This window comes from Maribacter sp. PR66 (genome assembly GCF_028464205.1).
GTDB lineage: Bacteria > Bacteroidota > Bacteroidia > Flavobacteriales > Flavobacteriaceae > Maribacter > Maribacter flavus.
This window is the reverse complement of sequence record NZ_JAQPCH010000003.1, coordinates 1-20,998: the sequence shown is the minus strand read 5'-3', so window position 1 is coordinate 20,998 and position 20,998 is coordinate 1. Positions and strand designations below refer to the sequence as shown.

The following is a 20,998-nucleotide window of genomic DNA, read 5'->3' as shown; positions in this document are numbered from 1 at the left end:
TTTTGGTATTTCGTCGATGAAGGCGAAAACCCAATGTTTTATTTAGGGTCCAAAATGTGGTCAATTCGCTCTTCCACATCCTGTAGATGATACCTGCTCATTCTATCGGAAGTCCTGCCAATGGCATTTCTTACATCCCTTTTTAATTGATTCAATTCTGCCCTGGCCACGGAACGAATGTCGGACTGACTCGTATTCACGGCGGTCGATTTTCTATAGCCGCCAAAGTCCGGTAGTTTTTTCTGGTCTTCCGCGGTCATCAAATAGGCCAAACGATCCACATAGGCTTTTTGAAGGTTTCTTCGGTACGTATCGATTTTTCTTCCGGAGGACAATTCGGACCAAATTCCCTTCCTTAAATCGTCCATCATTTCCACCAAAGTATAGGCCTCGGTACCGTTGGCCACCTCGTTTTCGACCAAACGCGCCATTTTACCAAGACTCATGATATTGTTCAAGGTACGCTCCTGAATGGAACGGATACGCTCCACAAAACCGGAATATTGGATTCTCCCAAAAATATCCTGATCCAATAACCATTCCGGGGTTTGGAACAGTTGTTCCTGGAGAAACTCCATACAATTTTCCTGATGTTCGGCATCTACATGCGTGTACACGGCACCTTCCTGATCATAGGTTTTATGGTATTCATAGACCCCTCCTATATTGTTCGAGACATGGCCCATATAGCGGTTGTACTGGGCAACGACCTGTCCGTAGAGGGTTTCAAGGTCATCGTAGTTTTTACCGTCTTCCTGGGTCCATTCGATCAATTTGGGAACGATTCTTTGCAAATTGGCAATGCCATATTCGCTTGCCTTTATGGCATTATCGCCCAAATCTTCCGTTTGGGAGCTTGGGTCTACGATGTCGCCCACCTGTTGATGCCCAAATCGGTACAGTGGGTCTCCCGCACGCTCTAAAATCCATTGGTCCAAGATGGGTTTTTCTTCTGTTGCTGATTTATCCAAAATGGGCCTGTATCCCCATTTAATGGCATATTTGTCATATACACCGATGTCCGGCATCAAAGCAACGCCCTCATCACCGGGTTGGGCGATATAATTAAAACGGGCATAGTCCATAATAGAAGGGGCCGTACCAAATTTTTTAGTGAAACTTGCCGAGCGTAATGAATCCACCGGATAGGCAACACTACTACCCATATTATGGGGCAAACCTAATGTATGACCCACTTCATGCGAAGAGACAAAACGGATCAACCTACCCATCACTTCCTCATCAAACTGCACTCCTTGTGCGGACGGATTTATTGCCGCTGTCTGTACAAAGAACCAATTGCGTAAAAGGCTCATAACGTTGTGGTACCAGTTGATGTCCGATTCCAATATTTCTCCGCTGCGCGGATCGCTCACGTGCGGGCCATTGGCATTTGGTATGGGAGATGCCAAATACCGAACCACGGAATACCGAACATCCTCTGGGGACCATTCCGGATCCTCTTCCGGAGTTGGAGGGTCCTTGGCAATGATGGCATTTTTAAATCCTGCTTCTTCAAAGGCCACTTGCCAATCTTCGATACCTTGCTTTATGTACGGCACCCATTGTTTTGGCGTTGCCCTATCCACATAATAGACAATCTGCTTTTTAGGTTCTACCAGTTCCCCGTTTTTGAACTTTTCCAAATCCTCATCTTTCACTTCCAGTCTCCATCGGTCCAAAAAGGTAATCGTTTTGCTTTCTTGGGCATCCAGGCCATAATCCACCTGGCCCCTGGCGAACCATCCCACCCTTCGGTCAAAATAGCGTCTTTTCATTGGTTCCTTTGGTAAGAGTACCATGGAATTGTTGATTTCTATCGATATGGATCCCAGGCTACCATTACTGGGCGGTTCCCCGGCCAAATAGGTCTTTACATGCCTGGCCTCTACGTTCAAGGGATAACTTTTTATGCTTTCAATAAAGCTCCGGCCATCATCCAAACGTGAAACCTTGTATCGTTTTCGGTAGGTTTCCGGCATTCCAAAGGCCTTGGTGTCCTTAGTGAATATATCATCCACTTCTATGACCGTAGCCGGACTCAGCGAATCCTTTTTAAAGGCCTTGATGTCAAATGCGTAAAGTACCGGCTCAAAATTTGAATTTACGACGGCTTCATGTACCGGAAGGGAATCGGCCGCAACTACATCGTGGGAAACTACGCGGAGCAGTACTTTCTTGTCCTTTTTTTCCCATCTAAGTACTTGGGTATTTATCTTTCCGCCACCAAAACCTATTTCCGAAGCTGTTTTTGAAATGCGGCTCACCATCAACATTTCCCTATTGAAGAGTGAATCCGGGATTTCATAGTAATGCTTGTCGTCAACTATATGGACATCGAAGAGCCCTGCATCGGTTTTCGCCTCCTTGGTGATGACTTTGTCATACGGTTGGATTTTGTCCTTATTGGGTTTTTCCGCAGCGGTTTCGGTTTTCTTTTTTTTCTTTTTGAAAATTTGGGCTTCGGTATTTTGGTAACTTAATAAACATGCTATCGCTAGTAGCGGGAAGCGTAACTTTTTATGCATCTATTTTTTTTTGAATTTGGTCAATTTTTCAAAGAACCGAAAAATTATTTTAACGACTTGTTAACGAAATCATAAGCCGAATACCAATTCAACATTCAATCCCATCAGATAAAAAGTTTCTTTTCTCGCCTTACTTCAAAATAATAAAGTTCCGCAATTACGGCTGCGCAACCTTTTTCTTTTTCGTAATCCAAGAAAACAATTCATTTTCTTTAGATGGTTTTGAAAATTGAATTGGTATAAATTGTAACATTCTGGTTTTTTCAGCGTCTGTTATGTAGGAATATCATTTTTACCCGAATAGCAATCGGGACTGAATTAGTTAGGTATAAAGCCTCTGCGCCAGCAGAGGCTTTATCTTTTTGTGGTGTTCTACAGGTCTATGCACCACTTTATGATGCAAATCAGAAAAGTAAAGGGAGGATAAATTGGAACATTCCTATTAAAAGTACCACAGCAAGCAGATTTAGCATCACGCCTGCCTTTGCCATTTCATGCACTTTAATATAGCCACTGGCAAAAACAATGGCATTGGGAGGCGTGGCCATGGGGAGCATGAAAGCGCAGCTGCTCGCTATGGTAATGGGTATCAATAAATGTACGATAGGTATTCCCAAGCCAAGGGCAATGCCCGCAACCACAGGTGCCAAGACGGCAACAAGGGCTACGTTGCTCATCAGTTCCGTCATGAACAACATCAAAAAAATCAATAGGGCGGCAGTAAAGAGTGCACTGATCTCACTTTCGGCGATGGTTCCCGCTACAAGGTCCACAATCCCCGTAACGGACATGGCCTCCGCCAGGGCCAATCCCCCACCAAATAGTATGAGTATGCCCCAAGCCAGTTTCTGGGTATCCTTCCATTCCAAAATGAAATCGCCTTTTCTCACATTGAAGGGGATCGCAAAAAGTGAAATAGCGGCGAACATACTGATCATGGCATCGGACAGGCCTAAAAATGGAAAAATGGAATTGATGACGGTCCTAAAAACCCAAAGGAAAACCGTAATCCCAAAAATCACCAATACCATTTTTTCCTTTGCCGATGTTGGCCCCAGTTTTTTCAGTTCCTGATCAATAATGCTTTTGGAGGCATTGAATTTCAGGGCCCCATTGGGGAACATGAATTTTACCAAAACCAAATAGCAAAGGGCTATCATAATCAACGAAAAGGGTAGCCCTATGACCATCCATTTCAAAAAGGATATTTCAATATCGTATTCATTTTCCAACAACCCGATGAGTACCGAATTGGGTGGAGTTCCAATGACAGTGGCAATGCCGCCCGCATTTGCGGAGAATGCAATACCCAACATCACGCTTAGGGCAAAATTGCGGTCACTTTTTGTAAATCCGTCGGCATCATCTATCAATAATTGTATGACGGACATGGCAATGGGCAACATGACCACGGTAGTGGCCGTATTGCTGATCCACATGCTCAAGGTGGCCGTGGCGATCATAAAACCTAAAATGACTTTGTTGGGTGTGGTGCCCGTGATACGGATGATGGAAAGAGCAATGCGTTTATGAAGGTTCACTTTTTCCAAGGCCAGGGCCATGACGAATCCCCCAAAAAATAGGAATACGATCGGACTCCCGTAATTGGCGCCAACATCCTCCATGGGAATGATTTTAAGGATAGGGAACAATAACAATGGGAGTAGTGCCGTGACGGATATGGAAACCGCTTCCGTAATCCACCACACGATCATCCAAAGAGCGACTGCTATGACGGCATCTGCCCGTTCTGAAATCAAAATAACGGGAAGGTTGATCAGAAGTAGAAAAAGTAGGGGGCCTAGAAAAAGCCCCCATTTTTTGCTTAGTCCCATGGGTTTTCTCAAGTTGGGTCTAAACTATGATTTTTTATGTGAATTTTTAAGAATAATTGTTCCGAAGAATTTACATTATAAAATAAAAACTCTTATTCCGTTAAGGACACCAATAGCGCGTCGTTTTCCTTTTGGACCTTCGCCAAATTTTGACTTGTCAAACCCTTGATTCCCTTGTCCCATGCCTTGTTGCTTAACCCGGATTGGGTCTTTAGGCTATCCAAGGACATGCTTTTTTTCTTTTTAAGGATATCGTAAATGGCCTTCTCATTATCGGAAAGTTGAACGGCCTTTTTCTCCGGCCGCATCTGCGGAAAGAAAAGTACTTCTTGTATGGAGGAATTGTTGGTCATCAACATCACCAAACGGTCAATACCAATTCCAATACCCGAAGTCGGTGGCATTCCGTACTCCAAGGCCCTTAGAAAATCCTGGTCAATGAACATCGCCTCATCGTCCCCTTTTTCTGAGAGTCGCAATTGATCTTCAAAGCGTTCGCGCTGATCGATTGGATCGTTCAGCTCAGAATAGGCATTGGCCAATTCCTTACCGTTTACCATTAGCTCAAAGCGCTCGGTAAGTCTTGGATTTGTTCTATGCTCCTTGGTCAACGGGCTCATTTCCTTGGGATAATCCGTAATAAAAGTGGGCTGTATATAGTGGTGCTCACATTTTTCCCCAAAAATCTCATCGATCAATTTACCAACACCCATGGTGTCATCCACTTCAATGCCCAATTTTTTGGCAGTTTCCCTCAATTCGTTCTCCTCCATTTGGGAAACATCGACTCCTGTATGGATTTTTATCGCTTCCAAAATAGGCACTCTGGGATACGGCGCCTTAAATTCGATTTCGTGATTACCCACTGTAACTTTTGTGGACCCATTGGCATCCATGGCTACTTTTTCCAGCAATTGCTCCGTGGTATCCATCATCCAATTGTAATCCTTGTAGGCCACATACAATTCCATCACGGTAAATTCCGGATTGTGCGTACGGTCCATACCCTCGTTCCTAAAATCCTTGGAAAACTCGTACACTCCATCAAAGCCACCAACGATCAATCGCTTTAAATACAATTCGTTGGCAATACGTAAATATAACGGTATGTTCAGCGCATTGTGGTGGGTCAAAAATGGCCTTGCGGCCGCACCGCCCGGGATAGGTTGTAAAATGGGCGTTTCCACCTCCAAATACCCTCGATTGTTATAAAACTCCCGAATGCTGTTGGTAATCTTTGTCCGTTTAATGAAGGTTTCCTTCACTTTGGGATTTACGACCAAATCCACATAGCGCTGGCGGTAGCGCAATTCGGGGTCATTGAATTCGTCGAACACCTTTCCTTCGGAATCCTGTTTTGGAAGGGGAAGGGGTCTCAGGGCCTTGCTTAACATTTTAAAGTTCTTGACCATGACTGTTTTCTCGCCCACTTGGGTGGTAAACAGTTCCCCTTCTATACCAATGATATCACCTATGTCCAACAGTTTCTTGTAAACCTCGTTGTATAGGGTCTTGTCCTCCCCGGTACAAATTTCATCCCTGTTGAAGTAGACCTGTATGCGACCTTCACTGTCCTGAATTTCGGCAAAGGAAGCTTTTCCCTGTATCCGTCGCGACATCAATCTACCCGCAATGGTCACCTTTTTGCCTTCCTCATAATCATTTTTGATTTCCTTGGATGTGGTGTCAACAGGATATAACTCGGCGGGATATGGATTGATGCCCAATTCCCTTAATTTCCCCAATTTCTCTCTTCGAATGACCTCTTGTTCGGATAATTGCATTTCGATTTATTTAAAGGCGCAAATATAGGTAAGAATGCGCTAATCTTTAAAACGTTCCTCCACCAAAGGCAGGATGCGATCTACAAATTTACTATATGCCTCCCCGGAGGGATGAAGACCGTCACTTGCCACAAGTTGGGGCTGCTCCAAGCCCATTCTGGTAATATCCGTAATTTCAATAAAGCGAACCTTATTTTCAACTGCAATGGACCTGGCAAACTCGTTATACATATCAATTTCCCTTGATATTTTGTCCACATCCCTAGATTGGCCAAATGGGGTAAACGCATAATCCGGGATGGAGATGACCAACACCTTTTCGGCATCACCTTCCACAAAGTCAAGGGCATTGATTAAAAGTTCTGGAAGTTCCTTTTTATATTGTTCAAAAGGTTTGCCTTGGTATTGATTGTTGACGCCAATCAAGAGGGTGACCAGATCTTGAGGTTTGTCTATTCTTGTATTCGAAATACCGTTTTGAAGGTCATCTGTTCTCCAACCGGTTCTCGCAATTATCTTTGTTTCGACACTCGTATTTAATTCACTTTCAATCCTTTCTGATAGTTGCATAGGAAAGCTTTGATTTGACGCAACACTTTCTCCAACCGTATAACTATCGCCCAAAGCCAAATATTTGAATTCTTTTTGATACTCTGAACGCATTTCTTCGGAGCGCGTAAGAAATTCATTCTCGCTCGATGTGCAATTGAAAAATAATAGAATGAGCGCTATAATCTTGAAAGTATTCATTTTGCTAATTTGTATTTTTAATATACTAGTTACGAAATATTTGGGTTATGGTTTCACTTAAATCGGAATCAAATATTTAAATTTCATAGGTTTCATCCTTTTTGATACCAAAGGATGGGTACGCGATCGTAACAATTCTGATAATTTAGCAACTAATAGGTACATCAATCAAAAATCAAAAAGTAAAATGAGTTTAATTAGGGTTTTTTTGGCCATTCTTTTTCCGCCCTTGGCCGTTCTGGGAAAGGGTTGCGGATCCTTTTTAATAGTGCTGTTATTAACTTTTTGTGGCTGGGTACCAGGGGTTATCGCTGCATTGGTTATCTTAAACAATCCAAACTAAAACTTTCTTTATATGGGAGCAAGAAGGGTATTGTGGTCAGTTATGATAATGGTCCTGTTCGTTGCCTGTAATTTTACCGAAGAAATTTATTTCAATGCGGACGGCTCCGGGAAAATGAGTATCGGTTTTGATGGAAGCGAAATGATGTCCATGTTACCCGATAACGATAGCCTAAAAATGGAGGAGGTTATGGACTCCACGATCGTTTTCAAGGACCTTTTGCGTGAAAAACGTGATAGTATTGCCCAATTGCCCTTAGAAGAACAGGAAAAATTGAAAAAATTGGAACCTTTTAGCATACACATGCTCGTGGACGGGCCTAATGGTACTATGAATTTTGAGATGTTTTCGGATTTTAAGAATATATCCGATGTCAACAATGCATTCAACGCCTTTCAGATGGCAAGTAAAATTGGTCCTTCCTCTGCGGAACAGCCCATTCCCCAAAATTCTGCCGAAGATCCCACCCAGGTTTCCTACTCCTTTACCGGGGACCGTTTTGTTCGAGAAGCTAAAATCAAGGACCAGGATTTGTTCCAAAAGAGCCTGGATAGCCTACAAGGCACTGAAATGTTTTTGAGCGGTTCCACCTACACGTTCAAATATCACTTTCCTAAAAGAGTGAAATCTACCAATGTGGAGGATGCCACTTTTTCCATGGATGGGAAAACCCTAATCTATGAGGTGAACTTTTTGGACATGCTCAAGGATCCGGAGTCTATCAATATTGAAGTGGAACTGGAAAAGTAGGCAGGAACCTTTTCCTATTCGTATCTTTGCACCATGAACAAAACCGTTTTTTTGGAGGACTTGGGCGTCAAGGATTATAAGGAGACCTGGGACTATCAGGAACTTTTGTTTCAGCAAATATTGGATTTGAAAATCAGAAACAGGAGGGAGGAGACTGCTTTGGAAACCCCCAACCATCTTATTTTTGTGGAGCATCCACATGTTTATACCCTAGGCAAAAGTGGGGATATCCAAAACCTGTTGGTAAACGAGGATGAGCTTAGTGCAAAAGGTGCCAAATTTTATAAAATCAATAGGGGCGGGGATATCACTTACCACGGGCCTGGCCAGATCGTAGGTTACCCCATTCTTGATTTGGATAATTTCTTTACCGATATTCACAAATACCTAAGACTTCTTGAGGAGATGGTCATTCTCACTTTGGCGGAGTATGGTTTGAAGGCCGAACGTTCCAAAGGTGAAACAGGGGTATGGTTGGATGTTGGAACGCCCTTCGCCCGAAAAATTTGTGCCATGGGCGTTCGTGCCAGTAGGTGGGTGACCATGCATGGGTTTGCTCTAAATGTGAATGCGGACCTAGGCTATTTTGATTTGATGATTCCCTGTGGGATAAAGGACAAGGCAGTTACCTCTTTGAACGTTGAATTGGGAAAAGCAACTGTGGATATGGATGAGGTAAAGGAAAAGCTGTTAATACACTTTGCAGAGCTTTTTGAGGCGCAGATAATGAAAAAAGAGGCTGTCTAAAAAGTCACAAATCCCTTCATAAGTCACATCGAGCGCAGTCGAGATGCATTTAAAACCCATAAGCTATAATTCTCGACTCCGCTCGAATTGACAGCAGAATTTACTTTTTAGACAGCCTCTTATTAATGCTATACGCCCAATCTATTTACTGTACTTGGTCAGCTCCATACGGCTCATAAGCTTGCCGTTTTTACCGTAGGATTCCTGTTTTATCATGCCCACACCTTCTGAAATCCAAACCTTATTGCTCATTTCCACATTGGCCATCATTACTTTGGATTTACTTTTTTCGGTAATCAAATAGCAATCAAAGGTACCTGCGGGCGTGGTAACGGATTCCATTTTCTCCACTTTTCGGTCAAAGGTATCCACGTTGATTTTCATCTTCATGGCACCCATATCCATGGTAACGCTTAGGTTTGCATCATCAAGCGTTTGCCCAGCGGAAAGATCATTGGGTATTTCAATATCCGTACCCGTAATCTCCATGTCCATACCCATATCCTCGTATTGTTTTTTCATTTCGGAGGGGAATAGACTTTCATAATCTATTTTGACACCGTTACCGGTACAGGTGATATTATAATCAGATTCCAGGACATTTTTTCCTTTGTCATCAGTATAAGTAAGTTTCATGGTCGCCGTGGTATTTCCGCCATCATTTTCTACGTTGGAAACAACATAGTCCGTGACACCTTCTACCTTATCCTTTTTGTCGTACATGGTGTATTGAAAGGTACTGCCCTCTTCCATGGGATAGTATTTACTACAGGCATTTTGGCCCAATGTCAGTGAAGTGCCATAAAGGAAGGTAAGGCAAAAAAGAAACTTGATTTTCATTTTATTTTAGTGTTTAAAGTTTAATAAATTCTACTCTTCTGTTCTGTGATTTTCCATCACTGGTGCTATTGTCTCCTACGGGTTCGGATTCTCCCTTGCCATCTGTGGATAGCCTACCGGCATCCACACCGTATACGGAAACAAGGGCACTTTTTACGGCCTCGGCACGGTTTTTTGAAAGTTTCATGTTCGTATCTTCGGCGCCATCGCTGTCCGTGTGCCCCACTATTTTAAGATTGATGCTGGAGTCTTGTTCCAATACCTGGAATATTTGCCGAATGACGCCCATGGATTCCGGCTTTAACTGATCAGAACCAGAATTGAAAAGTATGGCGTTGGTGGATATTTTTCCTTCGGACAAAAGCTTTCTCCTTAAGTCCTCACCCCCTTTGGCAACTTTTAAATTGGTTATAAACACTTGTTCCGTATTGTCCTTGAAGTTATTGGCATGAAATTTTAAAGTGGTCAATTTTCCTAATGGTACTGCTTTTGGAACATCCACATATTTTGTTTCGTCCACCCATAGACGAAAACGTTCATCGTTAACAGCAATGGAAATATGTGCTCCATTGATGATGGCATTTCGTATATCGGCCTTTACGGTACTATATATTTCCCTTTTATCATTTTTTCTGTTCTCAAAGGTGATACCCACTGGTGTGTATTGGCAAAACGGAATGTGTGCTTGAACGAAATTGGAACCTTCAGCAAATTTTTCGTTGTCACTTAAATCAACACGAAGATGTGCCGTGGAGGAAACTCCTTCCACTCCAATTCCAATTATGTCGAACTCAATGGTAAAATCATTAGGGATTTTTGGAGCATTGGGAATAAAATATATTTGGTATCCTGCCTTTAATTTGAACCATTTTTGGGAGTCGCCACCCAAGGTTACCACCTCACCGCCCGCATTGGTATTCCACTTTGATGGAAAGTCGCCCACAAAGTCATTGGCAAAGTCATCAAAGAACAATTGTTCGTCGCCGGGAACATAATCGAACTTACTATATACCTCCAGACTCTTTGGCCCTTCCGAGCTAGCCATTGGGGCGTTTTCTGAACTATCCCCATTTTCAGAAGTACTTTCTTCGGGTTTCCTGCCATTAGGAACAGGGGTATTTCCTCCTTTCTTGGAACCCGGTTCCAAGATGCTATCCAGTGCCTGGTCCGTTTTTTCCGTGGCCTCCCTGTCGACCCTTCTTTCAACGGCCCTCTCTGCTGCCCGCTCTGCCGTTTTTCCTAACTTCTTAAGGAATTGTGCGTTGGAGGAAACGGTACATAAAAATAAAATGCCCGTCACCAAAACCAGCTTTTGGGACAAATTCATGATTTTCATAATAGTGTTAATTAATTTCTTATACAGTGAATTCTCCCTTAGAGAGATTCATTTAAAATTATGGGAAAATGGTGTAAATAGCAACTGTAAATGTATGACTGGTTGCTTAGTAAGTACGGACAACTTAGGTAAATGTATCACTGAATCTTGTAAACGACTAAGGAGTTGTCTTGGTCCTTAAGTACCAATTCTGGCTTGTTGTCGCTGTCCATATCTGCCATATCAATAGAGGAGGCTCCGTATACAGGAAATCCGGCTATGGCTTCGGCCTGACTATCGAACAAATAAGTCCTTAAATTTTGGATGTCCGTAACCGAAACATAAATCTTATCGTTCAAATAGAAAATAGTTGGTTTGGTGTAGACCCCCAGGTCCAACGTCACTTCTTTTCCCCTTATGGACAGTAAATTATCGTTCATGAGGACCAAGGTCCTGGAAGTCGCGTCCATACCATGGTCTGTATTTAGTTGTAAGTCCGACTTCTGTACTCTTCCCTGAGCATCGATTTCGTAGATAAGTCCTTCGGTGGAGGTCACAACAAATTTGTTCTGATGAACTTTTACGTCGTTGTCAGAAAAGTTTATTTTCTCCGATACTTTTACCCGCTCCCGTCCAACTCTGTCCAATATTTTTAAATTACCATTGGCCAACTTGAACACCAAATAATCCTTTGTTCCTATTACAAAGTGTTGAGGTGCCCCAAGTATGTCGTTTTCCGCTTTGGTATATTTAAATCCGTTGACGATTTTCCCTTCGTTATTGTACATAAAAACCTTGCTACCTTGTGTGACCACAAAGCGATAGTTTTTATTATTGGCGTAATCAAAAACCGCCAACGGGTTTAGGTTGCCGCCATCATATTTAAAGGTGAAAGGCGCCACTTCCTTTCCGTTCCTATCAATGATGTAAAACCGATTATTGGTCGTAAAGGCCAATTGGTATTTGCCGTTCCTATAAATGTCCACTTCGTGGATTTTTCCCTGGATCGCACTTTCCAGTTCTTTTCTCCAAATAATCGTCCCTTTATTATTGATTAAATACAGTACGTTGTCCTGGTCCTGCACCACGATATCCTTTCTATTGGTTCTATGGTTCGTGAAAAACTGGGGATTTAGAAATATATCGGAGTCCAGTTGTGTCTTGAACATTTCCATGGCGCCCGATGTATTCCCGGAAGCATTTATTTTCTTTATAAAATAATTTGTGTGAAGAAAACCGGCATCGGCGACCACTTGGGAGCCATATAAATAATCGTCCCAATCGATGTTATTAAAGAGGAAGGCTAGGCTACCTAGCCCTGTTTGCCCTAGATTGTTCTCGAGACCTTTACCGCTCGCCACCGATAAAAGGGTAGATTCATCCGTAATATGGTCTTGGATATTTTGGAACAATAAGGATTTGTCAAGGGTCTGTCCAGATTTATTAGCGTTTATAAACCTTTCCAAGGTTTCCTGGGACGCGGAAAAAACAAATGTATTTTCTAGAACATTGGCAAAAATGGGGTCAAAACCTTGTACCAACGGATGGAAACTTTGCAGTAGAAGGCTATCTTTTTTTAACTCCTTGATCTCACTGCCCTGATATTCCAAGGAGTTCGTTTGTAACCGATTTATATAATCCAAAATATTGGCGGTACCATACGTATTCAAAAGGATAACTTTTTCATCGCCCATTTGACTGATTCCTATTTCCTCGACAGCAGAAAAGATGGAATCCCTTTCTCCTATATCATCAAAAAAACGTTTTTGGTTCTTGCTGAAATTTTTGTAATCCGTAAACGTATATGAAATATAGGAGTCCGTCCCGCCTGGAGCCAATAGCTTCGTTTTATTGGATATCGGGCTGGTCCGGGTGAAGAGCCCAAGGTAATTTTTTAGGGAGTCGTTCACAACGGCGATACCATTAAGTAAAAGGGCATCGTTGTTTAGGGATATATCCAAGGAAAGCCAATCGGAATACTTACTTTCCGGAGTATCATTTTTGCTTCCCAAGATCTGATTGAAAAGATTTCGGGCGTTTTTTAGGTCGAACCATATTTGTGCCGATTTTGTAGGATTCGAAATTGCATCGAAATTAAGGAATTGATGTTTTACGGGTTTCTGATTTTCCATTTGCTTCCAAACTGCTTCCAAGGCGGCTTGGGAAGATGCCACAACTTCCTTTTTTTGAAGAACGGATGCATAGAAAATAGATCCATCCAATTCGTATTTCTTGTAGTTAAAGTCCCCTTTTGCTATAATTTCCACACTTTTGTTCAAGGTGCTATCCAAAGAAATTTGTGGAACGCTATCAAATGGGATGTAGACAAAATCCAAAGGTTCGCCCTGGGCTTCCATAAGGCCTAGATACCCTCCCATTGGGGACTTGACAAATTTTAATGGTTTGAATCGGTCTGCCAACAAACCAATTTTTTGGGTAGCTTGAATACGCTTAAGTATTTCGTTTCCTTTTACTTCAGATAGGAAGACATCCAAATCATTGATCTTTAGGATAATGGGGACATTCTCCGGGATAAGTGCCAAAGAGGTGGCGTTGTTATCTTTTTCTGTAGCACAATTGATCAATAAGATGGAACATAGAATTGCAAGCAGTAGCCTTACCTTCATGAAATGCCTTTTGGCAAATTTAGGATTTTTAAAGATCAAGCGTAAGTTGTTCCGGTAACAGTCTAAAACTTTTTCTATGGTATTTGGTCACTCCAAATTCCCTAATGGCAGCCCTATGCTCTTTTGTTGGATACCCTTTGTTCTGTTTCCAGTTATACATTGGGAATTCCTGGTGTATTTTATCCATATAGTCGTCCCTGTAGGTCTTTGCCAAAATCGATGCTGCGGCGATGTTCATATACTTAGAGTCCCCTTTTATGATACAGGTATGTGGGATATTTTCATAAGGTTTGAACCTATTACCGTCTACAATTATATGCGGTGGTATCACTCTTAGTTGGCCGATGGCTTTGTGCATGGCTAAGATGGAGGCGTTTAGAATATTGATTTCATCTATTTTTTTGGGGTGGATATGGGCAACACCGTAGGCCAGGCTTTGTGCTTCAATGATAGGCCTTAAAAGTTCCCTATTTTTACCGGATAAAAGCTTGGAGTCGTTCAATAATGTATTGACAAAAACCTCAGGCAAAATCACCGATGCCGCCGTTACTGGTCCGGCCAAACAACCCCGTCCCGCCTCATCAGCTCCACATTCGTTAAAAAAAAGATAAAAATTTTCCAATAATTAATATTTCATTAACAAAACTAGTTGTTTTATTAGAATAATTTAAAGGTTAAATATTTGGTATTTCATTGTTAAAAAGTGCAAAAGTTATAAAAATATGACAATTTTGCCTATCAATTTTAACAGTTTTAGTTTTTGAGTTAAGAATCACTTTGGAATAGTTCCTTTTTTTAAAGAGTTTTGGCGTCTGCTAATTCAAAAACTAAATCTATGAAACAGAAGTTTAAATGGATGCTTTTGCCATTACTGGTTTTAAGCATAACATTTTCCTATGCACAGGAAAAAAATATCACGGGAACCGTGACCGATCAAACAGGGCTACCCTTGCCGGGGGTATCCGTAGTTGAAGTGGGAACGACCAATGGTACCCAAACAGATTTTGATGGAAACTATTCCATTACTATCGAAGAAGGTAATGAGCTTAGATTTTCCTATATCGGTCAAAAAACAGTAACAAGGGTTGTTGGTGCAGGAAATACCATTGATGTAAAAATGCAAGAGGATGCCCAGGCGTTGGAAGAGGTTGTTGTAACAGGTCAAGGTTCTGGTATTGCTCGAAGAAAACTATCTACTACGGTAGATGCTTTGGATTCAGAGGATATTGACAAATTACCGGCAAATCAAATTGACCAAATTCTTCAGTCTACTACACCTAGTGCTCAAGTTCGTTTGAGTTCCGGACAGCCAGGAACATCGGCAATTATTAGGACTAGGGGGCCAATTTCAGCTGCTACATCTGCGACACCTGTAATTATTGTCGATGGTGTACGTGTTGATAATCTAAACTCTAATCCTCAATTGGGTATTGCTACTGGTGGGGCAAACGTTTCTGCTTTGGCTGATATTCCAGTAGAGTCAATTGAAAGAATTGAGTATATAAAGGGAGGTGCTGCTACAACTTTATATGGAGCGGATGCTGCAAATGGAATTATTCAAATTATTACGAAAAAAGGTAAAGACGGAAAAAGTTCAGCATATTTTGAAAGTAACGTAGGTGTAATTAAAGCTACTACAGATTTTCTCCGTTACGATAGGACTGCAGAGGCGATTTTTGAACCAGGTTGGTCACAAGAGTATCGTGTGGGCTTAAATGGAGGTTCGGAAAAGTTTTCCTATAACTTTGGAGGTAGTCTTTATAAAGACGATAGTTTTAACGATATTAATGAACAAATCAGAAGAACTTTTACTTTTGGTCTTACAGCCAAGGTTACCGATAAATTGAAATATCAAGGTTCTTTTTCTTTCGTGAATTTTGAATCAAACCTTGATTATAATGCAAATACGAGTTTCTCGAGATTTTCCAACTTAGAGGGCTCGGCACGTGGAGCCACAGACGAATTTACGGATGAGGAATGGCAAGGCGAATTGGCCAGAGTCAGAAATATTGGTCGATTAGTGGATATCACTAATACAACAAACCGTATAACTGCTTCCAACAAATTCATCTATGATATTGATGATGCACTTCAAGTAAATGCTACTATTGGTATTGACAATAGAAATACCGTACAGGAAGAGTTATTGAGTAATGAGTTACAAGTGGCACTGGGGTCTATTGCAGAGGGTACAACGGACCAAGGAGCTTTGACACGGGTATTAAGGTCTGCCTTTACTTTAACAACTGATGTAAATATTACCCATAGAGCGAATACGGAGAATTTTTCATTCGTTTCTATTTTGGGAGGTCAATTTTTTAGGACTTCAGATAGACAAAATAGGTTGAATGGTTCAGGAGGTGTTGATGGAACACGTTCTTTGAATAATTTCTCAGAGCAAACATTTTCTGATTTTGTTTTGGAAAATGCCAATTACGGTCTTTACTTTTTAGAGAACATTGGTATTTATGATGTTGCCTTTTTAGAGTTTGGTGGTCGATTGGACCAAAATACCGCTTCAGGAGCCAATACCGATCCCTTATTGCTGCCTAAAATTGGTTTAACTTATAACTTTAGTGACCATGATTTCTATATAAATTCTGGCTTTAAGGATATTCTTTCTACTATTAAGTTGAGGGCAAATTACGGTGAAGCTACTAATTTTGCACAACCTTTCTCTCAGGATAGAACGTTTGCCCAAAATCCTTTTTTAGGTGGTCCTTCATTTACGTTTGATAACCAAGGAAATGATGAATTGGTTTCAGAACGTGTTAAGACCACGGAATTTGGAGTGGAACTTGGTTTTTTTAGTAATCGATTGTTCTTAAGCGGTACAAGATATATAGGAATTACCGAAGATGCCTTGTTTACCCCACAGGATCCACCATCTTCAGGTCAAGCCAATCAAATTCAAAATATTGGTGAGGTTGAGAACAAAGGTTATGAGTTTGCTTTAACAGCTACCCCTATTCAAACTGAAAAACATAACTTAAGTATTAACTTATCGTATAATACAAATGAAAACTTAGTTACGGATTCTGGTGGTGCACCTGCATTTGTAGTTGGTGGATTTACAGTTTTAGGTTCTGTTGTTGAAGAAGGTCAAAGTCTGGGTTATTTAAGAGGTACCGCAGCTGTATTGCAGGATGATGGCACCTATGCTTTTGAGCCCAACACGGCCTTGGGGGATACTTTTGCCCCAAATTTTGGTTCAATGGGCATAAATTACACATGGGGAGACTTTAACCTTTTTGCTACTGCTGATTATCAGTTTGGTGGACAAATTACAGATTTGTCTTTCTTGTTAAGACACTTGAGAGGCACGGATAATACTGGAATTCCCGAGGAATTAATTGGAACTACTTCTCCATTTAATTACGTAAACTTCTTTGTATTTGACAATGATTTCTTGAAGGTTAGAAACATTGGGGCATCCTATAATTTGGGAGACATTGCCAAGCCTTTATTCAGTAATATACGTTTGGGTATTAACGTTACAAATCCATTCAACTGGACTGCTGGTTCTTTCGATCCAGAAACTACAGGGTCTGGTATTACAGCTCAGAATGGTTTTGCAAGTGGTGGCTTCGCCTATGGTACTGAATCGGCTCCAAGAACATATATTGCCTCCATGAGGTTTGAATTTTAAAAATAGATGAGAAAGATGAAAAAACTTATAATATTTTTTACGGCTGCCTTAATATTTGGCTGTACTGGTGATTTTGGGGACGTTGTTGACTTCAAGGAAGTGGAAAACCCCAATCTTTCTGAAGCTTCGGTTGTGGGACAACCAAACTCGGCCACAATATGGCTTTCTGGTCTTGAAAGGCAATTGGCTCTAGTTTTTCAGGAAACGTTGATTTTAGCTGAATTAGGTTCTGATAATTATGTGAATACACAAACATTCTTCAACCAATTTATGGATGGATTGGCAATTCAAATTACCGATCCAGATATGAGGGATACTCAACGTGATATTCAAAGATTAAGAGAATTAGCTATTTTTGGTATCAATGAGGTTGGTCCTGGTGATCCAAATTATGATGCGGAGACTGAGGCAGAATTCAATTACTTTGAGGGTCTGGCCTATTTGTTTTCTGGAATGTATTTTTCCGCTCTTCCAGCTGAACCTGTAGGTGTACCCGTCACGTCTGAGCAGCATTATTTAAATGCAATATCCGCTTTTGATACCGCCATTGCTATTAATGCTAAGCCGGAATATCATTTAGCAAAAGCACGGGCAAATTACTATTTAGGAAATCAATCGGGTGCTGTTACTGCTGCCACGGCGGCGCTGGCCTTGGATAATTCCTTTGATAGAACTGTAAGGTTCGATGAATCTAATGGACCGAGTAATACATTTGAAGATGCATTGTATGAAAGGGCAACTTTTGATGATTTACAACCGCTTCCAACTTTGGATTTTTTAGATCCGAAATATTCTTTTTTGAGTCCAAATGAAGATGCACCCGTACATTATATGAAAGCGGAAGAGGCATATCTTATTCTGGCTGAAGCGGCTTTAGCGGATAATGATATCGCATCTGCAAGAACTAATTTAACTTCATTGTTGGATTTGATTGCAACAAGAGAGGTACGTAGTATTGATGACTCAATTGAGCAGAGAAGTCAGGTGGATGAAGGATCTAGGCCCGATGATTCCTCAATCGTTGTTAATGGTAGGTCTGGACTGGTGTTAAGCCGTCAGGATGGCAATGTTGATATTCCATCCGTATCCGGAACCTCTTTAACGGCAGATGACATTGCGGCTATGCAAGATGATGATGCAGGATTAGAACTTCTTTATAGGACACGTCAGGAGGTCTTTATCGCAGAAGGAATCAGATTAGTAGATATGGGAGTAAAATTAGTCATTGATGAAAATGAAATTTTGCTTAACGAAAACATCAATGAAGGTGATCCTGGAACGGTTGCTGTAATTCCTTCTTTTATAGCGGCTGTAGTTAGTGATTTGGATGCCATTAATTATGAGCCTGGCTCGAGTGTTGCAACAACTGTCATTGATTTAAATGAAGTTTTAATAGCAAACAAAAGTTCCGATCAGGTAGTTCCTTTTGAATAAAGGAAAATAACTTTTTGGAAAAGCCCCATGAAATGGGGCTTTTTTATTGCCCAAAACTTTCACATTTAGTTAGGAACAAAAAAATTAACTTTGTGCCTGATATAAGTACGCATGAAGTATTTCCTCATAGTATTCTTTGGCTGTCTTACCTTTTCCCTACGTGCCCAACAAGAGGATAGCACCGTAAAAGTCAAGGATTCCATTTCCCAAACCGATTCCCTTTCGAAAAAAAAAAAGGAAAAGCCCCTGCCGAAGGAAAAACCCAAAAGGGATAGCATCAATGAAATTACCATAAAGAACTATAAAATCATATCTTTTGCAAGGGACACGACCTTTTTGGATACCACCCTGACAATTCAAAAGGAGTACAAATACAACTATTTAAGAAGGGATGATTTTGAGTTGATGCCGTTTTCGAATATTGGGCAAACATACAATAGCCTCGGAATGGATTTTGACAGGGCCACTATGTATCCAAACCTAGGCGCCAAGGCAAAACATTTTAACTATTGGGAGGTGGAGGATATACCTTATTATAATGTAGCCACTCCCATGACCGATATCCTGTTTAAGACAACCTTGGAACAGGGGCAGTTATTGGATGCCATGCTTACCTTCAATACCTCTAGAAGACTGAATTTCTCCATTGGATACAAAGGACATCGCTCCTTGGGCAAATACAACTCCAATCAGATTCGTTCCGGTAATTTTACCACCACAACAAATTACCAATCTAGGAACGGAAGGTATACTTTGAGGGCGCATATTGCCGCACAGGATATCAAATCCCAAGAAAACGGTGGGCTTTTGGAAAAGGAGCTCCAGTTTGAGGCCGGTGATCCAGAATTTCGTGATAGGCCAAAAGTTGACGTTCGGTTTGATGATGCCGATAACGTAGTACTCGGTAAACGCTATTATTTGGAACACGCCTATAAATTGATCCGAAGGAACAGGGATTCCAGCTATGTGGAAAAGACTTCCTTGTCCTTGGGCCACACTTTTGGATATGAGACCAAATACTACCAGTTTTTGCAAACCTCTGGGGATGCCTATTTTGGAGATCTTATCCTGACACCGGTAAATGACAAGGCCAATTTAAAGACAGCTTACAACCAGTTGAGCCTTGAATTTTATAATAGGACGTTGGGCAGGTTACAGGGCAATGTGAACATTTTCCATTACAACTATTTTTTTAACAGTGTTTTTTTTACCGAAGGCGGACAGGAAATCGGCAGTCGACTTAATGGAACGGAATTGGCCTTGGGTGCCGATTATGAAAAGACAATCGGTGGTTTTGAACTCGAAGGTGCATTCAGATACAATCTATCTGGTGAATTATCGGGTAATATTCTGGATGCTTCGGCGGGCTACAGATTCAACGATAGGAATCGGTTCAAAGTTCATTTGCATTCATCTTCTAGGATGCCCGATTTTAATTTTCTTTTGTATCAAAGCGAATACCTTAATTATAACTGGCAGAATACGGCCAGTTTTAAAAAGGAAAGGGTCAATAGTTTGGAAGCAAGCTTTGATTCGGAATTGATAGGAAGTTTATCGGCCAAATACACAAACTTGGACAATTACGCATATTTCGCAGCAGACCCCCTATTAGAAGTGACGGAAGGAGCGGAGCAAGCTACCATCAGGCCCTTTCAGGAAGACACGGGCATTTCCTATATAAAGCTAAAGTATACCAAGGAATTTAGGCTTGGCAAGTTTGCATTGAACAATACGGTCATGTATCAAACGGTATCCCAGGAATCCAACGTCCTCAACCTTCCCCAATTGGTTACCAGGAACAGTCTCTATTTTTCCTCAGATGTTTTCAAGAAGGCCATGTATTTGCAAACCGGCATCACCTTGAAGTATTTTTCAAAATATACCATGAACGGTTATAACCCTGTTCTAGGCGAATTTTTTGTTCAGGATACCGAGGAGCTCGGTGGTTTTCCGTTATTGGATTTCTTTATAAATGCCCGGATCCAGCAGACCAGGATATTTTTAAAGGCCGAACATTTCAATTCATCCTTTAGTGGATACAATTTTTACGCGGCACCAAATTATCCCTATCGCGATTTTGTGATCCGATTTGGCCTCGTTTGGAACTTCTTTTCATAAAAAACGACAATTTTAAGTAGCTCTTAGATAGGTACTTGACTTTTTTTCAGTTTTGAGGCCTTTTCAATAGCTATTTGATATACAGTGCCTTACTGTTTTTGGCCATCGTTTTGAAAATTATTTCCAATTTAAATGATTGAATAATAGATACTTAAAAAATAAAATAAAAATTTTTCACTTTTTTTTGCTTTAGCTATTGCAGAAACGAAAACGGTGCGTATATTTGCACCCGCTTAGTGAGGCACTGGGCGATGAATGGGTCGGGCGACCGGCACTTT

Annotated in this window: 14 protein-coding genes; 6 read left to right on the top strand and 8 right to left on the bottom strand. The window is 41.2% G+C overall.

The features are described 5' to 3' along the window. Window positions 1-38: 38 nt before the first annotated feature. The 4 genes from PP181_RS07595 to PP181_RS07580 form a co-directional block, all read right to left on the bottom strand. The gene (locus tag PP181_RS07595) at window positions 39-2,528 is read right to left on the bottom strand and encodes a zinc-dependent metalloprotease (RefSeq protein ID WP_272636631.1); all 2,490 of its coding nucleotides are present in this window, start codon (window positions 2,526-2,528) and stop codon (window positions 39-41) included. A gap of 404 nt (window positions 2,529-2,932) precedes the next feature. Then, complete coding sequence (locus PP181_RS07590; protein WP_272636630.1) at window positions 2,933-4,363, bottom strand: SLC13 family permease; 1,431 nt, start codon at window positions 4,361-4,363, stop codon at window positions 2,933-2,935. 92 nt (window positions 4,364-4,455) lie between these two features. After that, window positions 4,456-6,147 carry a lysine--tRNA ligase gene (gene lysS, locus PP181_RS07585; RefSeq protein WP_272636629.1) on the bottom strand — a complete coding sequence of 564 codons (1,692 nt, stop codon included), beginning with the start codon at window positions 6,145-6,147 and terminating at the stop codon, window positions 4,456-4,458. 39 nt (window positions 6,148-6,186) lie between these two features. Beyond that, the gene (locus tag PP181_RS07580) at window positions 6,187-6,897 is read right to left on the bottom strand and encodes an SGNH/GDSL hydrolase family protein (protein ID WP_272636628.1); all 711 of its coding nucleotides are present in this window, start codon (window positions 6,895-6,897) and stop codon (window positions 6,187-6,189) included. Between the two features lie 187 nt (window positions 6,898-7,084). Between PP181_RS07580 and PP181_RS07575 the strand changes: the two genes are divergently transcribed. From PP181_RS07575 to lipB, 3 genes are read left to right on the top strand one after another with little or no spacing between them, the layout of a single operon-like run. Further along, window positions 7,085-7,240: a YqaE/Pmp3 family membrane protein gene (locus PP181_RS07575; RefSeq protein ID WP_154918444.1), complete on the top strand. Its 156-nt coding sequence runs from the start codon at window positions 7,085-7,087 to the stop codon at window positions 7,238-7,240. A gap of 12 nt (window positions 7,241-7,252) precedes the next feature. Next, window positions 7,253-7,990 (top strand): hypothetical protein, encoded by a 738-nt coding sequence (locus PP181_RS07570; protein WP_272636627.1) that lies wholly within the window; start codon window positions 7,253-7,255, stop codon window positions 7,988-7,990. 33 nt (window positions 7,991-8,023) lie between these two features. Beyond that, complete coding sequence (gene lipB, locus PP181_RS07565; protein ID WP_272636626.1) at window positions 8,024-8,737, top strand: lipoyl(octanoyl) transferase LipB; 714 nt, start codon at window positions 8,024-8,026, stop codon at window positions 8,735-8,737. Between the two features lie 141 nt (window positions 8,738-8,878). Here the strand turns inward: lipB and PP181_RS07560 are convergent, their stop codons facing one another. From PP181_RS07560 to PP181_RS07545, 4 genes are all read right to left on the bottom strand, one after another. Then, the gene (locus PP181_RS07560; protein ID WP_154918446.1) at window positions 8,879-9,577 is read right to left on the bottom strand and encodes a TapB family protein; all 699 of its coding nucleotides are present in this window, start codon (window positions 9,575-9,577) and stop codon (window positions 8,879-8,881) included. Window positions 9,578-9,590: 13 nt separating this feature from the next. After that, window positions 9,591-10,913 (bottom strand): OmpA family protein, encoded by a 1,323-nt coding sequence (locus PP181_RS07555; protein ID WP_272636625.1) that lies wholly within the window; start codon window positions 10,911-10,913, stop codon window positions 9,591-9,593. 137 nt (window positions 10,914-11,050) lie between these two features. Then, window positions 11,051-13,519 (bottom strand): ribonuclease HII, encoded by a 2,469-nt coding sequence (locus PP181_RS07550; protein WP_272636624.1) that lies wholly within the window; start codon window positions 13,517-13,519, stop codon window positions 11,051-11,053. A gap of 28 nt (window positions 13,520-13,547) precedes the next feature. Further along, window positions 13,548-14,141 (bottom strand): ribonuclease HII, encoded by a 594-nt coding sequence (locus PP181_RS07545; RefSeq protein WP_272636623.1) that lies wholly within the window; start codon window positions 14,139-14,141, stop codon window positions 13,548-13,550. Window positions 14,142-14,354: 213 nt separating this feature from the next. On the opposite strand from PP181_RS07545, the gene PP181_RS07540 reads away from it, so the two are divergent. From PP181_RS07540 to PP181_RS07530, 3 genes are all read left to right on the top strand, one after another. Next, window positions 14,355-17,168 (top strand): TonB-dependent receptor domain-containing protein, encoded by a 2,814-nt coding sequence (locus tag PP181_RS07540; protein ID WP_272636622.1) that lies wholly within the window; start codon window positions 14,355-14,357, stop codon window positions 17,166-17,168. A gap of 6 nt (window positions 17,169-17,174) precedes the next feature. After that, complete coding sequence (locus PP181_RS07535) at window positions 17,175-18,602, top strand: hypothetical protein (protein WP_272636621.1); 1,428 nt, start codon at window positions 17,175-17,177, stop codon at window positions 18,600-18,602. Between the two features lie 111 nt (window positions 18,603-18,713). Then, entirely contained in the window at window positions 18,714-20,720 is a 2,007-nt protein-coding gene (locus tag PP181_RS07530) for a putative porin (protein WP_272636620.1), read from the top strand. Window positions 20,721-20,998 lie beyond the last annotated feature (278 nt).

Coding starts and splice junctions, on each gene's coding strand:
- PP181_RS07595 (WP_272636631.1), bottom strand. CDS start 2,528: ATGCATAAAAAGTTACGCTTCCCGCTACTAGCGATAGCATGTTTATTA.
- PP181_RS07590 (WP_272636630.1), bottom strand. CDS start 4,363: ATGGGACTAAGCAAAAAATGGGGGCTTTTTCTAGGCCCCCTACTTTTT.
- lysS (WP_272636629.1), bottom strand. CDS start 6,147: ATGCAATTATCCGAACAAGAGGTCATTCGAAGAGAGAAATTGGGGAAA.
- PP181_RS07580 (WP_272636628.1), bottom strand. CDS start 6,897: ATGAATACTTTCAAGATTATAGCGCTCATTCTATTATTTTTCAATTGC.
- PP181_RS07575 (WP_154918444.1), top strand. CDS start 7,085: ATGAGTTTAATTAGGGTTTTTTTGGCCATTCTTTTTCCGCCCTTGGCC.
- PP181_RS07570 (WP_272636627.1), top strand. CDS start 7,253: ATGGGAGCAAGAAGGGTATTGTGGTCAGTTATGATAATGGTCCTGTTC.
- lipB (WP_272636626.1), top strand. CDS start 8,024: ATGAACAAAACCGTTTTTTTGGAGGACTTGGGCGTCAAGGATTATAAG.
- PP181_RS07560 (WP_154918446.1), bottom strand. CDS start 9,577: ATGAAAATCAAGTTTCTTTTTTGCCTTACCTTCCTTTATGGCACTTCA.
- PP181_RS07555 (WP_272636625.1), bottom strand. CDS start 10,913: ATGAAAATCATGAATTTGTCCCAAAAGCTGGTTTTGGTGACGGGCATT.
- PP181_RS07550 (WP_272636624.1), bottom strand. CDS start 13,519: ATGAAGGTAAGGCTACTGCTTGCAATTCTATGTTCCATCTTATTGATC.
- PP181_RS07540 (WP_272636622.1), top strand. CDS start 14,355: ATGAAACAGAAGTTTAAATGGATGCTTTTGCCATTACTGGTTTTAAGC.
- PP181_RS07535 (WP_272636621.1), top strand. CDS start 17,175: ATGAGAAAGATGAAAAAACTTATAATATTTTTTACGGCTGCCTTAATA.
- PP181_RS07530 (WP_272636620.1), top strand. CDS start 18,714: ATGAAGTATTTCCTCATAGTATTCTTTGGCTGTCTTACCTTTTCCCTA.